The organism is Microbacterium sp. LjRoot205, assembly GCF_056175745.1.
The window spans coordinates 389648-406750 of sequence record NZ_JBGFFH010000003.1; the positions used below are offsets into that span (position 1 = coordinate 389648).

The 17103-nt window shown below is 66.5% G+C and carries 14 protein-coding genes; 10 read left to right on the forward strand and 4 right to left on the reverse strand.

Features of this window, described 5'->3' with window-relative positions:
- The first annotated feature begins 7 nt into the window (after positions 1-7).
- The 4 genes from AC04ME_RS09940 (at position 8) to AC04ME_RS09955 (ending at position 5231) form a co-directional block, all read left to right on the forward strand.
- Positions 8-1021 (forward strand): LacI family DNA-binding transcriptional regulator, encoded by a 1014-nt coding sequence (locus AC04ME_RS09940; protein ID WP_042537402.1) that lies wholly within the window; start codon positions 8-10, stop codon positions 1019-1021.
- Positions 1022-1176: 155 nt separating this feature from the next.
- Positions 1177-2697 (forward strand): multiple monosaccharide ABC transporter ATP-binding protein, encoded by a 1521-nt coding sequence (gene mmsA, locus AC04ME_RS09945; RefSeq protein ID WP_042537456.1) that lies wholly within the window; start codon positions 1177-1179, stop codon positions 2695-2697.
- A complete protein-coding gene (gene mmsB / locus AC04ME_RS09950; protein WP_042537404.1) occupies positions 2694-4049 on the forward strand; it encodes a multiple monosaccharide ABC transporter permease in 1356 nt (451 codons plus the stop codon). Before mmsA ends, mmsB begins: the two co-directional genes overlap by 4 nt.
- A 60-nt stretch (positions 4050-4109) precedes the next feature.
- Positions 4110-5231, forward strand: a complete 1122-nt coding sequence (locus AC04ME_RS09955) for a substrate-binding domain-containing protein (RefSeq protein ID WP_042537406.1) — start codon at positions 4110-4112, stop codon at positions 5229-5231.
- A gap of 146 nt (positions 5232-5377) precedes the next feature.
- Here the strand turns inward: AC04ME_RS09955 and AC04ME_RS09960 are convergent, their stop codons facing one another.
- The 4 genes from AC04ME_RS09960 to AC04ME_RS09975 form a co-directional block, all read right to left on the reverse strand.
- Positions 5378-6304, reverse strand: a complete 927-nt coding sequence (locus AC04ME_RS09960) for a polyamine aminopropyltransferase (RefSeq protein ID WP_475434768.1) — start codon at positions 6302-6304, stop codon at positions 5378-5380.
- Between the two features lie 205 nt (positions 6305-6509).
- Positions 6510-7337 (reverse strand): hypothetical protein, encoded by an 828-nt coding sequence (locus AC04ME_RS09965; protein WP_475434770.1) that lies wholly within the window; start codon positions 7335-7337, stop codon positions 6510-6512.
- A 29-nt stretch (positions 7338-7366) separates the two neighbouring features.
- Positions 7367-7957, reverse strand: coding sequence for a hypothetical protein (locus AC04ME_RS09970; protein ID WP_475434772.1), 591 nt, complete (start codon positions 7955-7957; stop codon positions 7367-7369).
- 91 nt (positions 7958-8048) lie between these two features.
- Positions 8049-9386, reverse strand: coding sequence for an HNH endonuclease signature motif containing protein (locus AC04ME_RS09975; protein ID WP_475434774.1), 1338 nt, complete (start codon positions 9384-9386; stop codon positions 8049-8051).
- A 103-nt stretch (positions 9387-9489) separates the two neighbouring features.
- On the opposite strand from AC04ME_RS09975, the gene AC04ME_RS09980 reads away from it, so the two are divergent.
- The 6 genes from AC04ME_RS09980 (at position 9490) to AC04ME_RS10005 (ending at position 16962) form a co-directional block, all read left to right on the forward strand.
- On the forward strand, positions 9490-10227 hold the full coding sequence (locus AC04ME_RS09980; RefSeq protein ID WP_475434776.1) for an alpha/beta fold hydrolase: 738 nt from the start codon (positions 9490-9492) through the stop codon (positions 10225-10227).
- A 9-nt stretch (positions 10228-10236) separates the two neighbouring features.
- Positions 10237-11034: a hypothetical protein gene (locus AC04ME_RS09985; protein WP_042537416.1), complete on the forward strand. Its 798-nt coding sequence runs from the start codon at positions 10237-10239 to the stop codon at positions 11032-11034.
- A 39-nt stretch (positions 11035-11073) separates the two neighbouring features.
- A complete protein-coding gene (locus AC04ME_RS09990; RefSeq protein WP_042537418.1) occupies positions 11074-12885 on the forward strand; it encodes an ABC-F family ATP-binding cassette domain-containing protein in 1812 nt (603 codons plus the stop codon).
- 123 nt (positions 12886-13008) lie between these two features.
- Complete coding sequence (locus AC04ME_RS09995) at positions 13009-14808, forward strand: Na+/H+ antiporter (protein ID WP_475434778.1); 1800 nt, start codon at positions 13009-13011, stop codon at positions 14806-14808.
- A gap of 91 nt (positions 14809-14899) precedes the next feature.
- Entirely contained in the window at positions 14900-15820 is a 921-nt protein-coding gene (locus AC04ME_RS10000; RefSeq protein WP_475434780.1) for a MetQ/NlpA family ABC transporter substrate-binding protein, read from the forward strand.
- Positions 15821-15918: 98 nt separating this feature from the next.
- Positions 15919-16962, forward strand: a complete 1044-nt coding sequence (locus AC04ME_RS10005; protein WP_475434782.1) for a methionine ABC transporter ATP-binding protein — start codon at positions 15919-15921, stop codon at positions 16960-16962.
- Positions 16963-17103 lie beyond the last annotated feature (141 nt).

Here is a 17103-nt window from a genome sequence, read left to right on the forward strand (position 1 = left end):
GTCTGTGATGTCGACTGCCTCCGAGCGTGCCCGGATGCCGAGCATCCGCGACGTCGCTCGACTCGCGGGGGTGTCGCACCAGACGGTCTCGAGGGTGCTGAACGATCACGCCAGCATCCGCCCCGAGACCAAGGCCAAGGTGCTCGACGCCATCGCGGTGCTCGACTACCGGCCCAATCTCGCAGCGCGGGCGCTCGTGACCAGCAAGTCCAACATGCTGGGCATCCTCGCGGCGACCGTGGGGGAGTTCGGGCCCACGTCCTCGATCGTCGGGATCGAGGATGCCGCCCGCGAGGAGGGGTACTCGGTCTCGACGCTGAACCTCTCGGCCACGACGCCGGAGGCGATCGGCAACGCCCTGCGGCAGCTGGCGCGCGAGCAGGTCGACGGCATCGTGGTGCTCGCCCCGCAGGTGCGGGCTTTCCATGTGCTCAAGGGCATGGCGGTCGAGATGCCGTTCGTGTCGCTGCAGACCGCCTCGGGCTCCGACGGGGTGACACTGTCGGCAGACCAGGTCGCCGGTGCCCGCGCCGCCACCGAGCATCTGATCGGGCTCGGACACAGCGACATCATCCACATCGCAGGGCCCCAGGACTGGATCGAGGCAGAGTCGCGCATGCGCGGGTACCTGGACGCGCTGCGCGAAGCCGATCTTCCGACCTTCCCGCCCATCCGCGGCGACTGGACGGCCGACTTCGGCTACTTCGCGGGCAAGGAACTGTCGCGCCGCCGCGATTTCACGGCCGTGTTCGTCGCGAACGACCAGATGGCCATCGGTCTGATGCACGGCTTCCGGGATGCCGGCGTCCGCGTGCCCGAGGATGTGAGCGTCGTCGGCTTCGACGACATCCCCGTCGCCGCGCATGTCGCGCCGACTCTGAGCACCGTGCATCAGGACTTCCCCGAGCTCGGGCGTCGGGCGGTGCGGATCCTGCTCGCGCAGATCCGGGGTGAGCAGGTGCCCGAGTTCGGGCCGCTCCAGACCACCCTGCGCACGAGGGAATCGTCCGCACCTCGATAGAGCCACAATTTGGCTCGTGGTCTTGACAGCGTCTCGGCGAGCGTAGACTATGTAATCCAATGTGAACGGTCACATCGAAGGTGACCGCCCGTCGCGAGGAAGATCTTGTGAGCACCACAGCAACGTTGCCGGTCGTGTCAGGCCCCATCCTGGAGATGCGCAGCATCACCAAGGAGTTCCCGGGTGTCAAGGCGCTGTCCGACGTGTCCATCACCGTCCGCGCAGGCGAGATCCATGCGATCTGCGGGGAGAACGGCGCCGGGAAGTCGACCTTGATGAAGGTCCTCTCCGGCGTGTACCCCTACGGCACGTACGAGGGGGACATCCTGCTCTACGGCGAGGAGCAGCGCTACCGCGACATCGCGGCGAGCGAGCAGGCCGGAATCGCGATCATCCACCAGGAGCTCGCGCTGATCCCCGAGCTCTCGATCACCGAGAACATCTTCCTCGGCAACGAGATCCGCAGCTTCGGCAAGATCGACTGGCGCGCACAGCGCCAGCGCACGGTCGAGCTGCTGGCTCGCGTCGGCCTGCGTGAAGACCCCGACGTGGCCATCAAGACGCTCGGTGTCGGCAAGCAGCAGCTGATCGAGATCGCCAAGGCCCTCAACAAGGACGTCAAGCTCCTCATCCTCGATGAGCCCACCGCGGCGCTGAACGAGAACGACTCGCAGCACCTGCTCGATCTGATCCTCGGCCTCAAGGCCAAGGGCATCGCGTCGATCATGATCAGCCACAAGCTCAACGAGATCGAGCAGATCGCCGACGAGATCACGATCATCCGCGACGGTCGCACGGTCGAGACGCTCGACATCTCGCGCGGTGAGATCAACGAGGACAGGATCATCCGCGGGATGGTCGGACGCTCGCTCGAGAGCCGATACCCAGACCGCACCCCCGAGATCGGGGAGGTGTTCTTCGAGGTCAAGGACTGGTGGGTGCAGCACCCGACCGTCTCCGAGCGCATGGTCGTCAAGGGATCGAACCTCAACGTCCGCCGCGGCGAGGTCGTCGGCATCGCCGGGCTGATGGGCGCGGGCCGCACCGAGTTCATGATGAGCATCTTCGGCCGCTCCTACGGCAACTTCCAGGGCGGACAGATCATCAAGGACGGCCGGGAGATCTCGATCCCCGACGTCTCGTCCGCCATCAAGCACGGACTGGCGTACGTGAGCGAGGACCGCAAGGTGCTCGGCCTCAACCTGCTCGACACCATCAAGCGGTCGGTCGTGGCGGCCAAGCTGTCGAAGATCTCGAAGCGCGGCGTCGTCGACGAGCGCGAGGAGTACTCGGTCGCCGAGCGCTACCGCAAGGCGCTGCGCATCAAGACGCCGAGCGTCGAAGAGGGCGTCGGCAAGCTCTCGGGAGGAAACCAGCAGAAGGTCGTGCTGGCGCGGTGGATGTTCACCGACCCCGACCTGCTGATCCTCGACGAGCCCACCCGCGGCATCGACGTGGGTGCGAAGTACGAGATCTACGCGATCATCAACGAGCTCGCCTCGCAGGGCAAGGGAGTCATCGTCATCTCCAGCGAGCTGCCCGAACTGCTCGGCATCTCCGACCGCATCTACACAGTCTTCGAAGGTCGGGTCACCGACTGCATCCCGGCCGACCAGGCGACACCCGAGGCCCTCATGCGCAGCATGACCTCCGCGACTCAGAAAGCATCAGCATGACCACCGACCTCACGACAACGAAGCGCGGCTTCCACTTCGGCGACATCCGCAAGATGTTCGGAAGCAACGGCACCTCGTCGCTGCGCCAGTTCGGCATCCTGGGCAGCCTCATCGTCATCATCGCCCTCTTCGAGATCCTGACGCTGCTCCGCAACGGGCCGAACGGCGCGACGCTGACCTCGGGCAACCTGATCAACGTCATCAACCAGTACTCGTTCATCCTGATCCTCGCGATCGGCATGGTGATGGTCATCATCATGGGGCACATCGACCTGTCGGTCGGCTCGGTGGCGGCGTTCACCGGCATCATCGTCGCGAAGTCGATGGCTGACTGGAACCTCCCTTGGCCGGCGGCGATCCTCCTGGGCCTCGGTGTGGGTGCCCTCGTGGGTGCCTGGCAGGGATTCTGGGTGGCATATGTCGGGGTGCCCGCGTTCATCGTGACGCTCGCCGGCATGCTCTTCTTCCGCGGCGCGCAGCAGTGGATCGGTGACGCTCAGACGATTCCGGTGCCCAAGGGCTTCCAGGTGATCGGCACCGGCTATCTGCCCGAGGTCGGGCTTCCGCTCGACTTCAACGTGCCGACGATGCTCCTCGCCCTGGTCGCCGTGGCGTGGCTGGTCTTCTGGGAGATCCGCACCCGTCGCCAGCAGCACAAGATGGGCTCCGACAGTGCGCCTCTGTGGGTCAGCGTGGTCAAGGTCGTGCTGCTCTCGGTCGTCGTCCTCGCCGCGGCGTGGATGTTCGCGACCGGTCGCCCCGGCACGAGCTTCCCGGTTCCGGGTCTGATCCTGCTCGCCCTGGTCATCATCTACTCGTTCATCACTCGCAACACCGTGTTCGGCCGTCACATCTACGCAGTGGGTGGCAACCGTCAGGCCGCACGCCTCTCGGGTGTGAAGGACCGCTGGGTCGACTTCTTCGTCATGATGAACATGTCGATGATGGCCGCCCTCGCCGGCATGATCTTCGTCGCCCGTTCGCAGGCGTCCGGACCGAACGACGGCACCGGCTGGGAGCTCGACGCCATCGCATCCGTGTTCATCGGTGGCGCCGCCGTCGCCGGTGGCATCGGCACCGTGATCGGATCGATCATCGGTGGTCTTGTCATGGCGTTCCTCAACAACGGTCTCGCTCTGCTCGGCCAGGGTGCCGACGTCGTCTCGATGATCAAGGGCCTCGTGCTCCTGCTCGCGGTCGGCATCGACGTCTGGAACAAGCAGCAGGGCCGCCCGTCTCTCATCGGTTTCATGATGCGTCGCTCGAGCCGCCAGCAGGACCCGGCCACCGAGACGTTCGAACCCAACAGGACTTACCAAGCCCCTCCCGTCGACAAGACAAGGGCCGAGTAAGCGGAATCTCCGCGCAGTGCTCGCACGCAGAATCCGTCACATCACACAGAAAGAGATCACATGAAGAAGATCATCGTCACAGCGACAGCGCTCGTCGCGACGGCTGCCTTCGCACTCACGGGCTGCTCCGGTGAGCGCGGCGGCGGAACCGACACGGGATCCGGCGAAGAGGCCGAAGCAGGCTTCGAAGCAGGCTCCCCGATCGGTGTCGCGCTTCCCGACAAGACCAGTGAGAACTGGGTCCTCGCGGGTCAGCTCTTCACGGACGGCCTCGAAGAGGCCGGCTTCAAGGCCGACGTGCAGTACGCTCCGGCGAGCAACACGGTCGCCGAGCAGCAGAACCAGATCCAGGCCATGGTCACCAACGGTGCCAAGGTCATCATCATCGGCGCGAAGGATGGCAAGCAGCTCGCCACCCAGGTGCAGGCCGCCAAGGATGCCGGCGCGTACGTGATCGCGTACGACCGTCTGATCGAGAACACCGAGGCCGTCGACTACTACGTCGCGTTCGACAACTTCAAGGTCGGCCAGTTGCAGGGCCAGGCTCTGCTCGACGGACTCGCCGAGCGTGCGGGCCACGAGGCTCCGTACAACATCGAGCTCTTCTCGGGCTCGCCGGATGACGCCAACTCGAAGGTCTTCTTCGACGGCGCCATGGACGTGCTCCAGCCGGAGATCGACAACGGCAACCTCGTCGTCGTGTCCGGTCAGACCGAGATCGCGCAGACCGCGACCGAGGGCTGGCTTCCGGAGAACGCGCAGAACCGCATGGACACGCTGCTGACCTCGTCGTACAGCGGTGACACCGTGGTCGACGGTGTGCTGTCGCCGAACGACACCCTTGCTCGTGCCATCATCACGTCGGTGCAGCAGGCCGGCAAGCCGGTTCCGGTCGTCACGGGTCAGGACTCCGAGGTCGAGTCGGTGAAGTCGATCATGGAGGGCATCCAGTACTCCACGATCAACAAGGACACCGCGCTGCTCGTCGAGCAGTCGATCAAGATGGTCGGCCAGCTGCAGGCGGGCGAGACCGTCGATGTCAACGACGAAGAGTCGTACGACAACGGCGCGAAGATCGTTCCGGCATACCTGCTCGACCCGATCATCGTCACGAAGGAGAACGCCGCTGAGGCGTACGCCAACGTGCCGAGCCTCCTCGAGATCGTGAAGTCGTACCAGTAAGCGATTCCGCTCGAACAACGACGAGCCGTCCGGACCTTCGGGTCCGGGCGGCTCTTCGCCATGTCGGGTCGACTTTTCACACCTCGCGCGGGCGAGCCGCTGGCGGGAAGCGGACGTCCTGTCGGAGGACGTCCGCACACGGTGCGCTAGCCCCAGAGGGGGTCGTCGGGATCGGGAGAGTCTGTGCCGTCGGCATCTGTCATGATGCGCGCTTCAGCGATCCACGACGTCAGAGGGCCATCGCGGAGGAGATGAGGTCGCGGTGTGTCGAGCAAAACGGAGGCGGTCACCTTGTCCAGCGGCTCATCGCTTGCGAAGATGACGACGTTGCCGAGTGGCCCTTCCGCATCTTCCGGCTCTGTGTCAAGCACGACAGCGACGTGATCGAACACGGTGCTCAGGGTCGCGGCCTGTCGTCGTGAGTATTCGAACGGATGCCCGTCGAGCAGGTTCACGGCGACCACGCCCGCTGCTGCGGAGCGCGCGGCGACCCGGCGGTAGAACTCCTGGCTGGCCACACGATGCCGGATGACGGCGGCATCCCAGAGATCGACGACGGTGAAGCACGCCTCCACCCAGTCGGTGTCGATCGCGGTGCGATAACTCACTGCGTCGTCAAGTCCGGGGGATGGAGATGACTGCACCGGCGATGTCTTCTCATTCGGAAAAGCGGCGTCCGCGACCGTCCGAGCGTCACCGAGGATGACTCGTATGTCAGACCCGGGAGGCAATGGCAGCGCGTCGATGACGGCGGCGTAGAGCGCGGGTTCGAACTCCACCACCAGCTGAGGTGACCCGGCGCGCGCCGCCTGGACGTAGCGTGCCAGCGTGAGTGCTCCGGCCCCCAGATGCACGGTGAACAGCGGCGCTTCCGGCTCGGCGGCGGCATCCATTGCGCGGGCGATGTGTTGGGTGTAGCTGTACTCGAGGGAGGTGGGTTCGGTGATCGAGACGACGGACTGCGCAATTCCATCCACGCTGAGCTCGAAGCGACCGGGTCGCCTTCTCGACTGCACCAGCTTTGCCTTGCGGTCGCCTAGTGAGAGCGAGAACACCCGGCGACTCCATGGCACCTGTCTAGTTTAGGCCGGAGGGGATCGGTCGGCGGCTGCCTCTCGAGGAGCAGAGCGCCGTAGGCGAATTCGCTCTCGGAAGGCCGAGCCTCCTCGAGATCGTCGAGTCGTGCGAGAAAGCGATCAGTCATCTGGCAGAACAGGGCCGCTCGGACCTTCGGGGCTATGGGGTCTTTCTTATTGGCGTGCTGCTGTGGTGCGTCCTTCAACAGCCGACGCCGGCCGGGTTCTCGTCGCAGGTGTGGGCGACGAGCGCGGTGCGGGCTTCGAGGATGCGGATCTCCTGCGTGGCGCCACTGGTGGTGAGCTGCCCGGGAACGTCGATCCATCCGCCGCCGAGGTCCACCTGCGCGGCGTATCGGATGTCCACCCGCGCCGGGTACGCGCCGGGTTCGCGGTAGACGTGGCTGGTCGGGGTCGGTGTGAACTGTGCTTGGCCGAGCGCCTCCCACGTCCGCCCCGGCGTTGTCAGTGTCGCCGAGCTTCCGTCGCCGTAGGTGTAGTCGTATGCAGCCGGGACGAATCGCACGCGCAGTGGCACGCCGAACAGCTCGCCGCCTTGGATCTGCGGTGTCGCAGCGGCGGTGAAGTTGGTCGGCATCCCAGCGATCCCGACGTTTCCGGGTTCGGCGGTGGCGAGGACGGATGCCGGAGCGAACCGCGCGAGGTCGGAGATGGTGATCGTCGGAGTGCCCGTCGCCGGCGGGGCCGTCGCCGGGGCTGCGGGCCGGTTCGGGCGGGGTGCGCATCGCGTGGTGCCCGAGTCGTCCATGCACGCCGCGAGGTCGATCGCCTCCTGGCTCGGCCCCGAGGGCGTGCCGGGGCCGGATGGACCGCCTGGGCTGCCGGGGCTGCCAGGCCCGCCGTTGCTCTGTCGCGAGCTCGTACCGGGATCGATGCTGGGTTGCTGTTGCGTGCCCGAGATCGCAAGAGACGAGCCATCCGTGGAGCCGCACAGGCCCATCATCTGCGAGGACGTGGTGCAGGCCGAAGCGGGCTCGGCAGGGGCACTTGGTGCGGCCAGCATAAGCATGAGCGTCAGCATCGCTGTCACTGCACTGGTCAACACGCTTCCTCGTCCGCGGAATCCTCGTGAGCGATCAGTAGGTGATTGCGGTCGCCGGCGAACTCCACACGCTGCGCAACAACGTCGCCTCGGTCAGGAGGCGTTACGTCGATGCCGCCCGCGTCAACGACTCGAAACTTGGATACGTCTATGCACACGATCCCTTCAACCGTCGTGGTCGGCTCGTCACCGCCTGTTTCGGTGCCGCGGAACGACAAGATCTTTGCTTCTCCGCTAGCCCGTAACCCCCACTCGCGCAGTGACCTTTGAGCGTCGATGTCACTTTCGAGCGCGATGGATGTGAGGAACTCTTGTGGGTCTGGCTCTGATTCACCACGCACCCGAGCGCTCAGGGCGTCGAAGTACGCCCGGTACACCTCTTCCGCCGCCGCGAACGCCTCTTCTTCGCTGGCGAAGGCGGGTGTCGGCGTGGGAGCAGGGGCAGACGCCGGAGCGCACCCGAGCACCTGGCCCAGCGTGAGCCCGACGATCACGACACCCGCACTTCTCCGATGCGTCGTCATCGCCGTCTCATCCCGGGGGCAGCTGTTGATATCGGTCGAGTCGGGAGCGTTGGCGAGGGCCATGAGCGAGGAGGGGTCACCGCGCCACCGTAGTGAAATCTTGCTCAACCGCGTCGCAGTTCTCCACAGGTCAGAACCAGCATGAGCGCACACCTCAGAACGGCGCGGGCACAGCATCCTCCGTCACGGTGAAGGTCACCGTGTTCGGTGCAGGAGGAGTGTCGACATAGATTCGGCCGGTGGGACTTGTCCACTCCACGACTCCGCCTGGCTTCTGCTCGACTTGCCAGGGGCAGTGGTGTTTCAGAACATGATGTCGGCGACAGAAGGACGCGAGGTTCGTCTCGCAGGTCGCGCCACCCGTCGAGGCAGCATGATTGTGGTCGAGATCGCACTTGCGAGCCACGATCCCGCAGGTGGGGAAGCGGCATCGCTGGTCCCGCGCACGCAGGTGCCTGCGCAGGTGACGGCTCGGTCGATACCGGTCGACCGCGAGCACTCGACCGCTGATCGGATGCGTCAGCACCCGGTCCCACCCCTTCGTCTGGCCCGCCATCTTGCGCGCCGTGTCGACATCGATCGGGGTCCGTCCGTCGAGTTCGGCGGGCGGTGCCGCATCGGCATCAGGCGCGGCGTGCGCGTCATCATCCATCAGCGTCGTCACCGGAACGGTGATCTCGATCCGGGCGTCGATGGCTCCGAGCAGTCCGTCTTCGCTGTCGTGACCTGTCGGCTGCCCGCTGAGCACGAGATCGGCGAGCAGATCGGCACGGATCTCATCGACCGTCCGATCGTCCGGCTCGAACTCGCTGCCGTCGCGAGCTGCCTGTCGCCTCGCGCGAAGGTTCTCGTTGCGCAGTGCGTGCGCCATCTGCGAGAGACGGTCGAACACGCCGTGGACGAGCGCGGCGGGCGCGTGCGTGTGCAGAGCCGCCATTCCGTCGTCGCCGTCCGTCACCCAGACGCGCCGCTTCGACCTCGCTCGACGGTGTCTCTCCGACACGGTCGTCGGAGCGAACCGCTCGGCGACTCGCCGGGCCAACGCACGCAGACGGTTGGGCGACTCCGCCTCGGCGATAGGGAGGATGACCGCGGAGTACTTCTCACGGTCGCTGGGCGACTCGATGCCCGACCCCGCGTCGACGATCACCCGGGAATGAGCCGGGCTGATCCGTCCCGCCCCCTGTGCCGCCCACACGGCCGGAAACTGGTCGACCAGCAGCTCTGCGGCCGCCATCCGCCGCTCGATCGTGCGATCGCTGACGCGCTGCACTGCACCGATCTCGGCAGCCACGGTGCGAAGAGAGTGGTCGCCTCTGTCGGGGTGATCGCCCTGCTTGGCGATGTCGATCGCCAGCCGCCCGGCGATCGCCAGCAGCCCGTCGCGTGCGGCGCTCATGCTGCTCAGGGTCGCCTCCGCGACCTGCAGCGCGTCGACGAGATCGGCGAGTGTCGCCATCTGTGCGTCCGTCGCGTCGAGCAGTGCTGTCATGTCATAAGTAGATCAGAGACCACCGACATTCGAAGATTAATACGAAACATTCCGATCTGGATATGATCACGGAAGAGTAACGGAAGCGTGCAACACTGACGGGATGCTCCTCCACGCGATCGACACCGGAACAGGCCCAGGCACGGTGCTCCTGCTGCACGGAATGATGGGGTCGTCCGAGAGCTGGTGGCGCCTGATCCCGCCGCTCACAGCCAACGGCCACCGCGTGATCGCTCTCGATCTGCCCGGTCACGGCCTGTCGGAGCGCGACCCGCAGCTCACGATCGAGCGTGCCGCGGCCTCGGTGGTCGAGACGGTCCGGCACCTCGCCCCCGGGCGCCCGCTCGCAGCCATCGGCCACTCCTACGGAGCGACGGTCCTCGCCGCGGCGGCCGAGATGCTGCAGCCCGACCTGTCTGTGTATGTCGACGCGGCGCTCTCTCTGACCGGGGGACACGACCGCGCGGCTCTCACGGCGCAGTATGCGCGCGACCGCAGAGCGCGCCTGTCTCCGGAAGATCTGCTCAGATCCCGCCCCTTCTACTCCGCGCAGGATGCCGAGGTGGAGGCTCGCGCCGCCGCACTTTTCGACCCGGCGACGACAGCGTCCATCTCCTGCGACACGGATCACTCCTGGTTCCCCGAGGCCGGCTCGATCGTCCTGCGGGCAGAACCGAGCGCATGGGTCAGCGACGACGACGCCCGCAGATTCGCGGCGAACGGCGCTGATGTCCGCAGCATCCCCGGGGCCGCGCACGCCATCTGGTACAGCCACTTCGACGCATTCACCGCGTCCCTCCCCGAACTCTTCGGCCCACCGCCACCGCACGCGCTGTCATAGCCTCGGATCATGACGACCGCGATGCCACCCTCGAACGCGGTGCTCGCGGACTTCGGGATCCCCGCCGCGGATCACGAGGAACTCCGGAACCTCCACGGAGGCCGCGGTCTCACCTGGCGTGCGGCCGACACAGTCCTGCGCCCCTCGGCCGGCGACGGAGAGACGCTGTGGAAGGCGAACGTCCTCGCGCATCTGCCGCACACCTCGGCATTCCGCACGCCGCGCCCGATCCCGTCGGCATCCGGAGCGTGGACGGTCGCCGGCTGGGAGGCCTGGGAGTGGCTGCCCGGTCACACGGATGAGACCCGCGTGGCCGACGTGCTCGCCGCCGCCGCCGCGTTCCATCGAGCCGTCGCCGACCTCGATCGTCCGGACTTCCTCGATGCCGCGCGCGACCCCTGGGCGCGGTCGGACAGGATCGCCTGGCAAGAAGAGGACCTGCCGCCCGGCGACACACTCCGGCGACTCGCTGACGCCTTCAGGCCCGTCGCCGCCCCGGCCCAGATCATCCACGGCGATCTTCTCGGCAACGTGATGTTCGAACGGGGGCAGCCCCCGGTGATCATCGACTGGGCTCCCTACTGGCGTCCGGTCGGCTTCGCCGACGCGATCGTGTTGGCCGATGCCGCGTGCTGGCATCGTCTCGCACCGGCGGACATGCTGAGGCTCGCAGACGACAGAGCAGACGGGCGCCAGCACATCATCCGCGCCCTCGCGTTCCGCATCGCGACCTTCCAGCTCCTGGGCGTGTGGGATGCCGAGATGGAGGCGCGCCATGCTCCCGCTGTCACCGCAGCGCTCAGCTGACCGGCTCACCCAGCGTGCCCGACTACCCTGGGGAGTGATATGGCACATCTTCTCGGGGCAGAAGCCCTTCATCTCGAATACCCGACGAGGGTCGTCTTCGACTCCGTGACCCTCGGCATCGAAGAAGGTGACCGCATCGGCATCGTCGGCCGCAACGGCGACGGCAAGTCGAGCCTCCTGGGGATGCTGGCAGGCCTCAAGGAGCCGAGCTCGGGCCGCGTCACGGTGCGCGGCGGAACTACCATCGGCGTCCTCGACCAGGCCGACACCCTCAGCGACGACCTCACGATCAGCGCCGCGGTCGTCGGCGACACCCCGGAATACGAGTGGGCGGGCGACCCCCGCATCCGTGACGTCATCGAGGGACTGCTGAAGGATCTGCCGTGGGATGCCGAGATCGGCTCTCTCAGCGGTGGTCAGCGTCGTCGCGTCTCGCTCGCCAAGCTGCTGACGGGCGACTGGGACGTCATCGCGCTCGACGAGCCCACCAACCATCTCGACGTCGAAGCCATCACCTGGTTGGCCGGGCACCTCAAGAAGAGGTGGAGCCCGAACTCCGGAGCGCTCATGGTCGTGACTCACGACCGATGGTTCCTCGACGAGATCTCGACCGAGACCTGGGAGGTGCACGACCGCATCGTCGAGCCCTTCGAGGGCGGGTACGCCGCATACATTCTGCAGCGCGTCGAACGCGACCGGATGTCGGCCGCCACCGAGGCCAAGCGACAGAACCTCGCGAAGAAGGAGCTCGCGTGGCTGCGCCGAGGCGCCCCTGCTCGCACCGCGAAGCCGAAGTTCCGCATCGACGCCGCCAACGAGCTCATCGCCGACGTGCCCGAGATCCGCGACAAGATCTCGCTGCAGTCGCTCGCGGTGTCGCGCCTGGGCAAGGACGTCGTCGACCTGCTCGATGTCGGAGTCACCTATCCGACCGTCGACGGCGGCACGCGAGAGGTGCTGCGTGACGTCGAATGGCGCATCGCGCCGGGGGAGCGCACCGGCATCCTCGGCGTCAACGGCGCTGGCAAGTCGACGCTGCTGGGTCTCATCGCCGGCACCGTCGAGCCGACCGTCGGCCGCGTGAAGCGCGGATCGACGGTGAAGGTCAAGACGCTCACCCAGCGCCTCGACGAACTCGAAGATGTGCGGCGCGAGCCGGTGCGAGTAGTGATCTCGCGGCTGCGCACCTCGTACACGATGGGCTCGGGCTCGAAGGCGCAGGAGCTCACGCCCGGGCAGCTGCTCGAACGGCTCGGCTTCGACTCCGCCCAGCTCTCCACCCCGGTGAAGGATCTCTCGGGAGGCCAGCAGCGTCGACTGCAGCTGCTGCTCGTGCTCCTCGACCAGCCCAACGTGCTGATCCTCGACGAGCCGACCAACGATCTCGACACCGACATGCTCGCGGCCATCGAGGATCTTCTGGACTCGTGGTCGGGAACCCTGCTGGTCGTCAGCCATGACCGGTATTTCCTCGAGCGCGTGACCGACCAGCAGTTCGCGATCCTCGACGGCCACCTTCGGCATCTGCCCGGCGGCGTCGACGAATACCTGCGGCTGCGTCAGCTGCAGACCTCGGCGCCCGGCAAGTCTCAGACTGCCGTCAACACCGAGAAGAAGGCCTCCAGCCTCGACGGCGCCGCCCTGCGTTCGGCGCAGAAGGAGGTCTCTTCGCTCGAGCGCCGCATCCAGAAGCTCACCCAGCAGGTCGACAAGGCGAAGTCCGCTCTCGCGGAACACGACCAGTCGGACTTCGCGGGCCTCGGCGACAAGATGAAGGCGATCAGCGATCAGCAGGCCGAGATCGAGCAGCTCGAACTCCGCTGGTTCGAGCTGACCGAAGAACTCGACTGATTCGGGGTCTCGCCATTCGGCCGTAGCGGGAATACGGTGGCAGTGCGATGCGCTGTGCTCTGGGCGGGGTTCGATGCCATCTGGGATCGCACAGCTTGATCCTGCGGTACCCGGGAGGTTCAGATGGAAGGACTCGAGGTCACGGTCCTGATCGGACTGACGATCCTCGTTGGCACGATGCTGGCGCCGCGTGTGCGGCTCGCACTGCCGCTCGTGCTCGTCATCCTGGGTCTGCTGCTCGGCTTCGTGCCGCAGCTGCGCGAGATCCAGCTGCCGCCCGAGACCGTGCTGCTGCTGTTCCTCCCGGTGATGCTGTTCTGGGAGAGCCTGACCACCTCGCTGCGGTCGATCCGCCGCGACTTCCGCTACATCCTGCCGATGAGCACGCTGCTCGTCGTGGCATCCGCCTTCGCCGTCGCCGGCATCGGGCTGCTGTTCGGGATGCCGTGGGAGACCGCCCTCATTCTCGGCGCTGCCGTCGCCCCACCGGACGCCACGGCCGTCGCCGCCCTCGGACGCCTGCTGCCGACGCGCATGTTCATGAAGCTCAAGGCGGAGAGCCTGACGAACGACGGCACCGCCCTGGTGCTCTACGCGATCGCCATCTCGCTGGCCCTCGGGGGCAACGTGACGCCGCTGTCGGTGACCATGTCGGTGCTCACCTCGTACGTCGGAGGCATCGCCGCCGGTGTCGTGGTCGCCGCGCTCGGATACCTGCTGCTGCGTCGCACCTCCTCGACGATCGTCATCAACGTCACACTTCTGCTGATCCCGTTCTCGGCGTTCCTGCTGGCCGAGATCGTGCATGCGTCCGGCGTCCTCGCCGTCGTGGTCGCCGGCCTGATCGTCGCCTATGTGTCGCCTCGGGTGACGACCGCCTCGTCTCGACGTCAGGTCGCGGCGGCTTGGCCCTTCGGGGTCTTCCTGCTCAACGGCGCGCTCTTCGTCCTCATCGGGCTCGAGGTGCAGTTCGTCGCGCACGAGATCTCGGCCGCGGCGATCGGCCGTCTGGTACTGATCACGCTGGCCGTGTGGATGACGCTGCTCGTGGTGCGCTACCTCTTCCAGGTGATGAACGCCCCGTTCCAGCGACGCAACCCCGCTCGCCCGTCGCGCGGTGCGCGGGCGCGTTCGATGGCGGTGTCGACCGTCGCAGGCATGCGAGGTGCGGTCTCGCTCGCGATCGCGCTGTCCGTGCCTGCCGCCAGTGCGACCGAAGGCGAGATCGCGGGGCGTGACGAGATCGTCTTCGTCACCGCCGGGGTGATCCTGCTGAGCCTGCTCGTGCAGGGGCCGCTCCTTCCGGCCATCGTGCGCTGGGCCCGATTCCCGGTCGACCACGCCGAAGACGAGGAGTACGAGCTGGCCGAGCGCACCATTTCGGGCGCGGCACTCGCAGCCCTCGATGACCTCGCGGTCGAGCACGGCGTCGGACAGGAGATCCGCGACAAGGTGCGGGCCGAGGGCTATCAGATGCTCGAGTTCTCGAACGCGCGCGCCCTGGCCCGCGAACAGGCCATCGTCGACGCCGAGGCGCAGGCGCTCGATGTGATGCTCGACGAGCCGGATCCCCTCGGCCGCGGCTCGATATCCGAGACGGGGGACGCAGGAGCGGATGCTGCGCCGACGACGGTGCGGATGCCGGATGCGACGCGCATCGTCGACGATGACGACGGCACAGAGGGCGAGGTGAGGACACTGCAGATGCTCGCGACGTCGGTCGACGTCGACGTCATGCAGCGCTCGCCGCTGCTGCGCCATGAGGAGCACACGCGTCTCAAGCTCGCCCTCCTCGACCGCAAGCGCGAGGTGCTGCTCGGACTGCGCAGGGACGGCACCGTCGACGACCTCGTCGTGCGTCGCATCTCGGCGCGACTCGACCTGGAGCAGGTCAGGCTGCAGGGCATCGAGGACTACGACTGAGAGCTGTGACGCTCTGTGACGCTCGATTGTCGCGCACTGCGTCGCCCTGCCTAACGTATTCGAGTCCCCCAAGAGAGGAACCCGAACACTCATGTCCATCACAGCATCCCGTCGGACCACATCCGTCATCGCCGCGCTCGCCGCGGTCCCGCTCTTCGTCGCACTCGCAGGCTGCGCCACCGCATCATCCGACGCCGGCGCAGGCGGCGGCGACTCCGAGAACGAGACCGTCAAGGTCGGAGTCGTCAGCAAGGGTGACGCCCAGTGGGCTCCTTTCGTCGAGGCGGCCGCTGACGAGGGCATCACGGTCGAGCTCGTCGACTTCGGCTCCTACGAGCAGCCGAACCCCGCGCTCACCGAAGGCGAGATCGACCTCAACCAGTTCCAGCACATCGTCTACCTCGCCGAGTACAACAACGCCTCGGGCTCTGACCTGACGCCGATCGGCTCCACCGCGATCTACCCGCTGGGTCTGTACTCCCAGAAGTACGACGATGTCGAAGACATCCCCAAGGGCGAGACCGTCGCCGTTCCGGACGACGCGTCCAATCAGGCGCGCGCGCTCAACGTGCTGCAGCAGGCCGGTCTGGTGGAGCTGAAGGACGGCGGCACCCCGTACTCCGACCTGGCGCAGGTCGACACCGAGAAGTCGAAGGTCAAGATCACCGCGCTCGAGGCCGCGTTGATCCCGACCTCGCTGCCCGACGTGGCCGCGGCGATCATCAACAACGACTTCGTCGAGGACGCAGGCCTGTCGTTCGATGACGCGATCGCACAGGACGACCCTGAGGATGCCAGTGCGCTGCCGTACGTGAACATCTTCGCCGCCCGCGCCGAGGATGCCGACAACGAGACGTACCTCAAGCTGGTCGAGATCTTCCAGACGAACGAGGACGTGCAGGCGGGCCTTCAGGAGTCATCGGGCGATGTCGCGGTTCCCCTCCAGGTTCCGGTGGCGGATCTGGTCGAGTCGCTCGCGAAGGTTCAGAAGGACGCCGCAGACAAGAAATAGGCCTGTCGGGAGGATCACTGCCGACTGATGCGAGAATCGGGTGGCGCATCGCGCGTCACCCGATTCGTCGTCTCCCGACACCCCACCGGAGCAGCACAATGCCCATCGTGAGCCTGACCAACGTGTCCAAGGCATACCCCTCCCGCACCCCGGGGGATCCCGAGATCATCGCCGTCGACGACGTAACCCTGTCGATCGAGAAAGGCGACGTCTTCGGCATCATCGGTTACTCCGGTGCCGGCAAGTCGACGCTGGTCCGCCTGATCAACGCCCTCGAGCCGGCGACAGGCGGGACGATCTCCGTCGACGGCGTAGACATCACGTCGCTGAAAGAGAAAGAGCTGCGGCGGATTCGCGGCGGCATCGGCATGATCTTCCAGCAGTTCAATCTGTTCGCCTCGCGCAGCGTCAGGGCCAACGTCGCCTATCCGCTCAAGCTCGCCGGCTGGTCCAAGGCCGACATCGAGGCTCGCGTCACTGAGCTCCTCGGCTTCGTCGGGCTCGCCGACAAGGCCAAGGCCTTCCCCGAGCAGTTGTCCGGCGGGCAGAAACAACGCGTCGGCATCGCCCGTGCTCTTGCCACCCGCCCAGCGATCCTGCTCGCAGACGAGGCGACGAGCGCGCTCGACCCGCAGACGACGCACGAGGTGCTGGACCTCCTCAAACGCGTCAATCGGGAGCAGGGCGTCACCATCGTAGTCATCACACACGAGATGGACGTCATCCAGACCATCGCCACCAAGGTCGCAGTCATGGAGAACGGTCGCGTGATCGAGCAGGGTGACGTGTTCGACGTCTTCTCCGCCCCACAGAACCCCGCGTCGCAGCGCTTCGTCGGCACGGTCGTGAAGGGAATCCCTTCACCGGCCGAGCTCGGCGTGCTGCGCGAGCGGCACCGGGGCCGCCTCGTCACCTTCTCGTTCCGCGACGGCGACTCATCGCAGGCGCAGGTCTTTCTCGACCTGGCTGCCGCCGGACTCGACTTCGAGCTCGTGTACGGCGGGATCAACGACATCCGTGGTCGGGCATTCGGCCATCTCACGCTCGCGATCCGCGGCGACGAAAAGGCCGTCGACTCCGCGCTCGCGGCGATCGGTGAACGCGTCGAAGTCACCGAGATCGCCCGAGAGGAGGCCAGCTGATGGATCGTCTGAACGAACTGTGGCCCGAGCTCTGGAAAGCCGCGCTCGAGACGCTGTACATGACCTCGTTCGCGCTGCTGCTCGGCGGCATCCTCGGACTGGCGATCGGCGTGATCCTGTACGTCACTCGCCCTGGTGGCC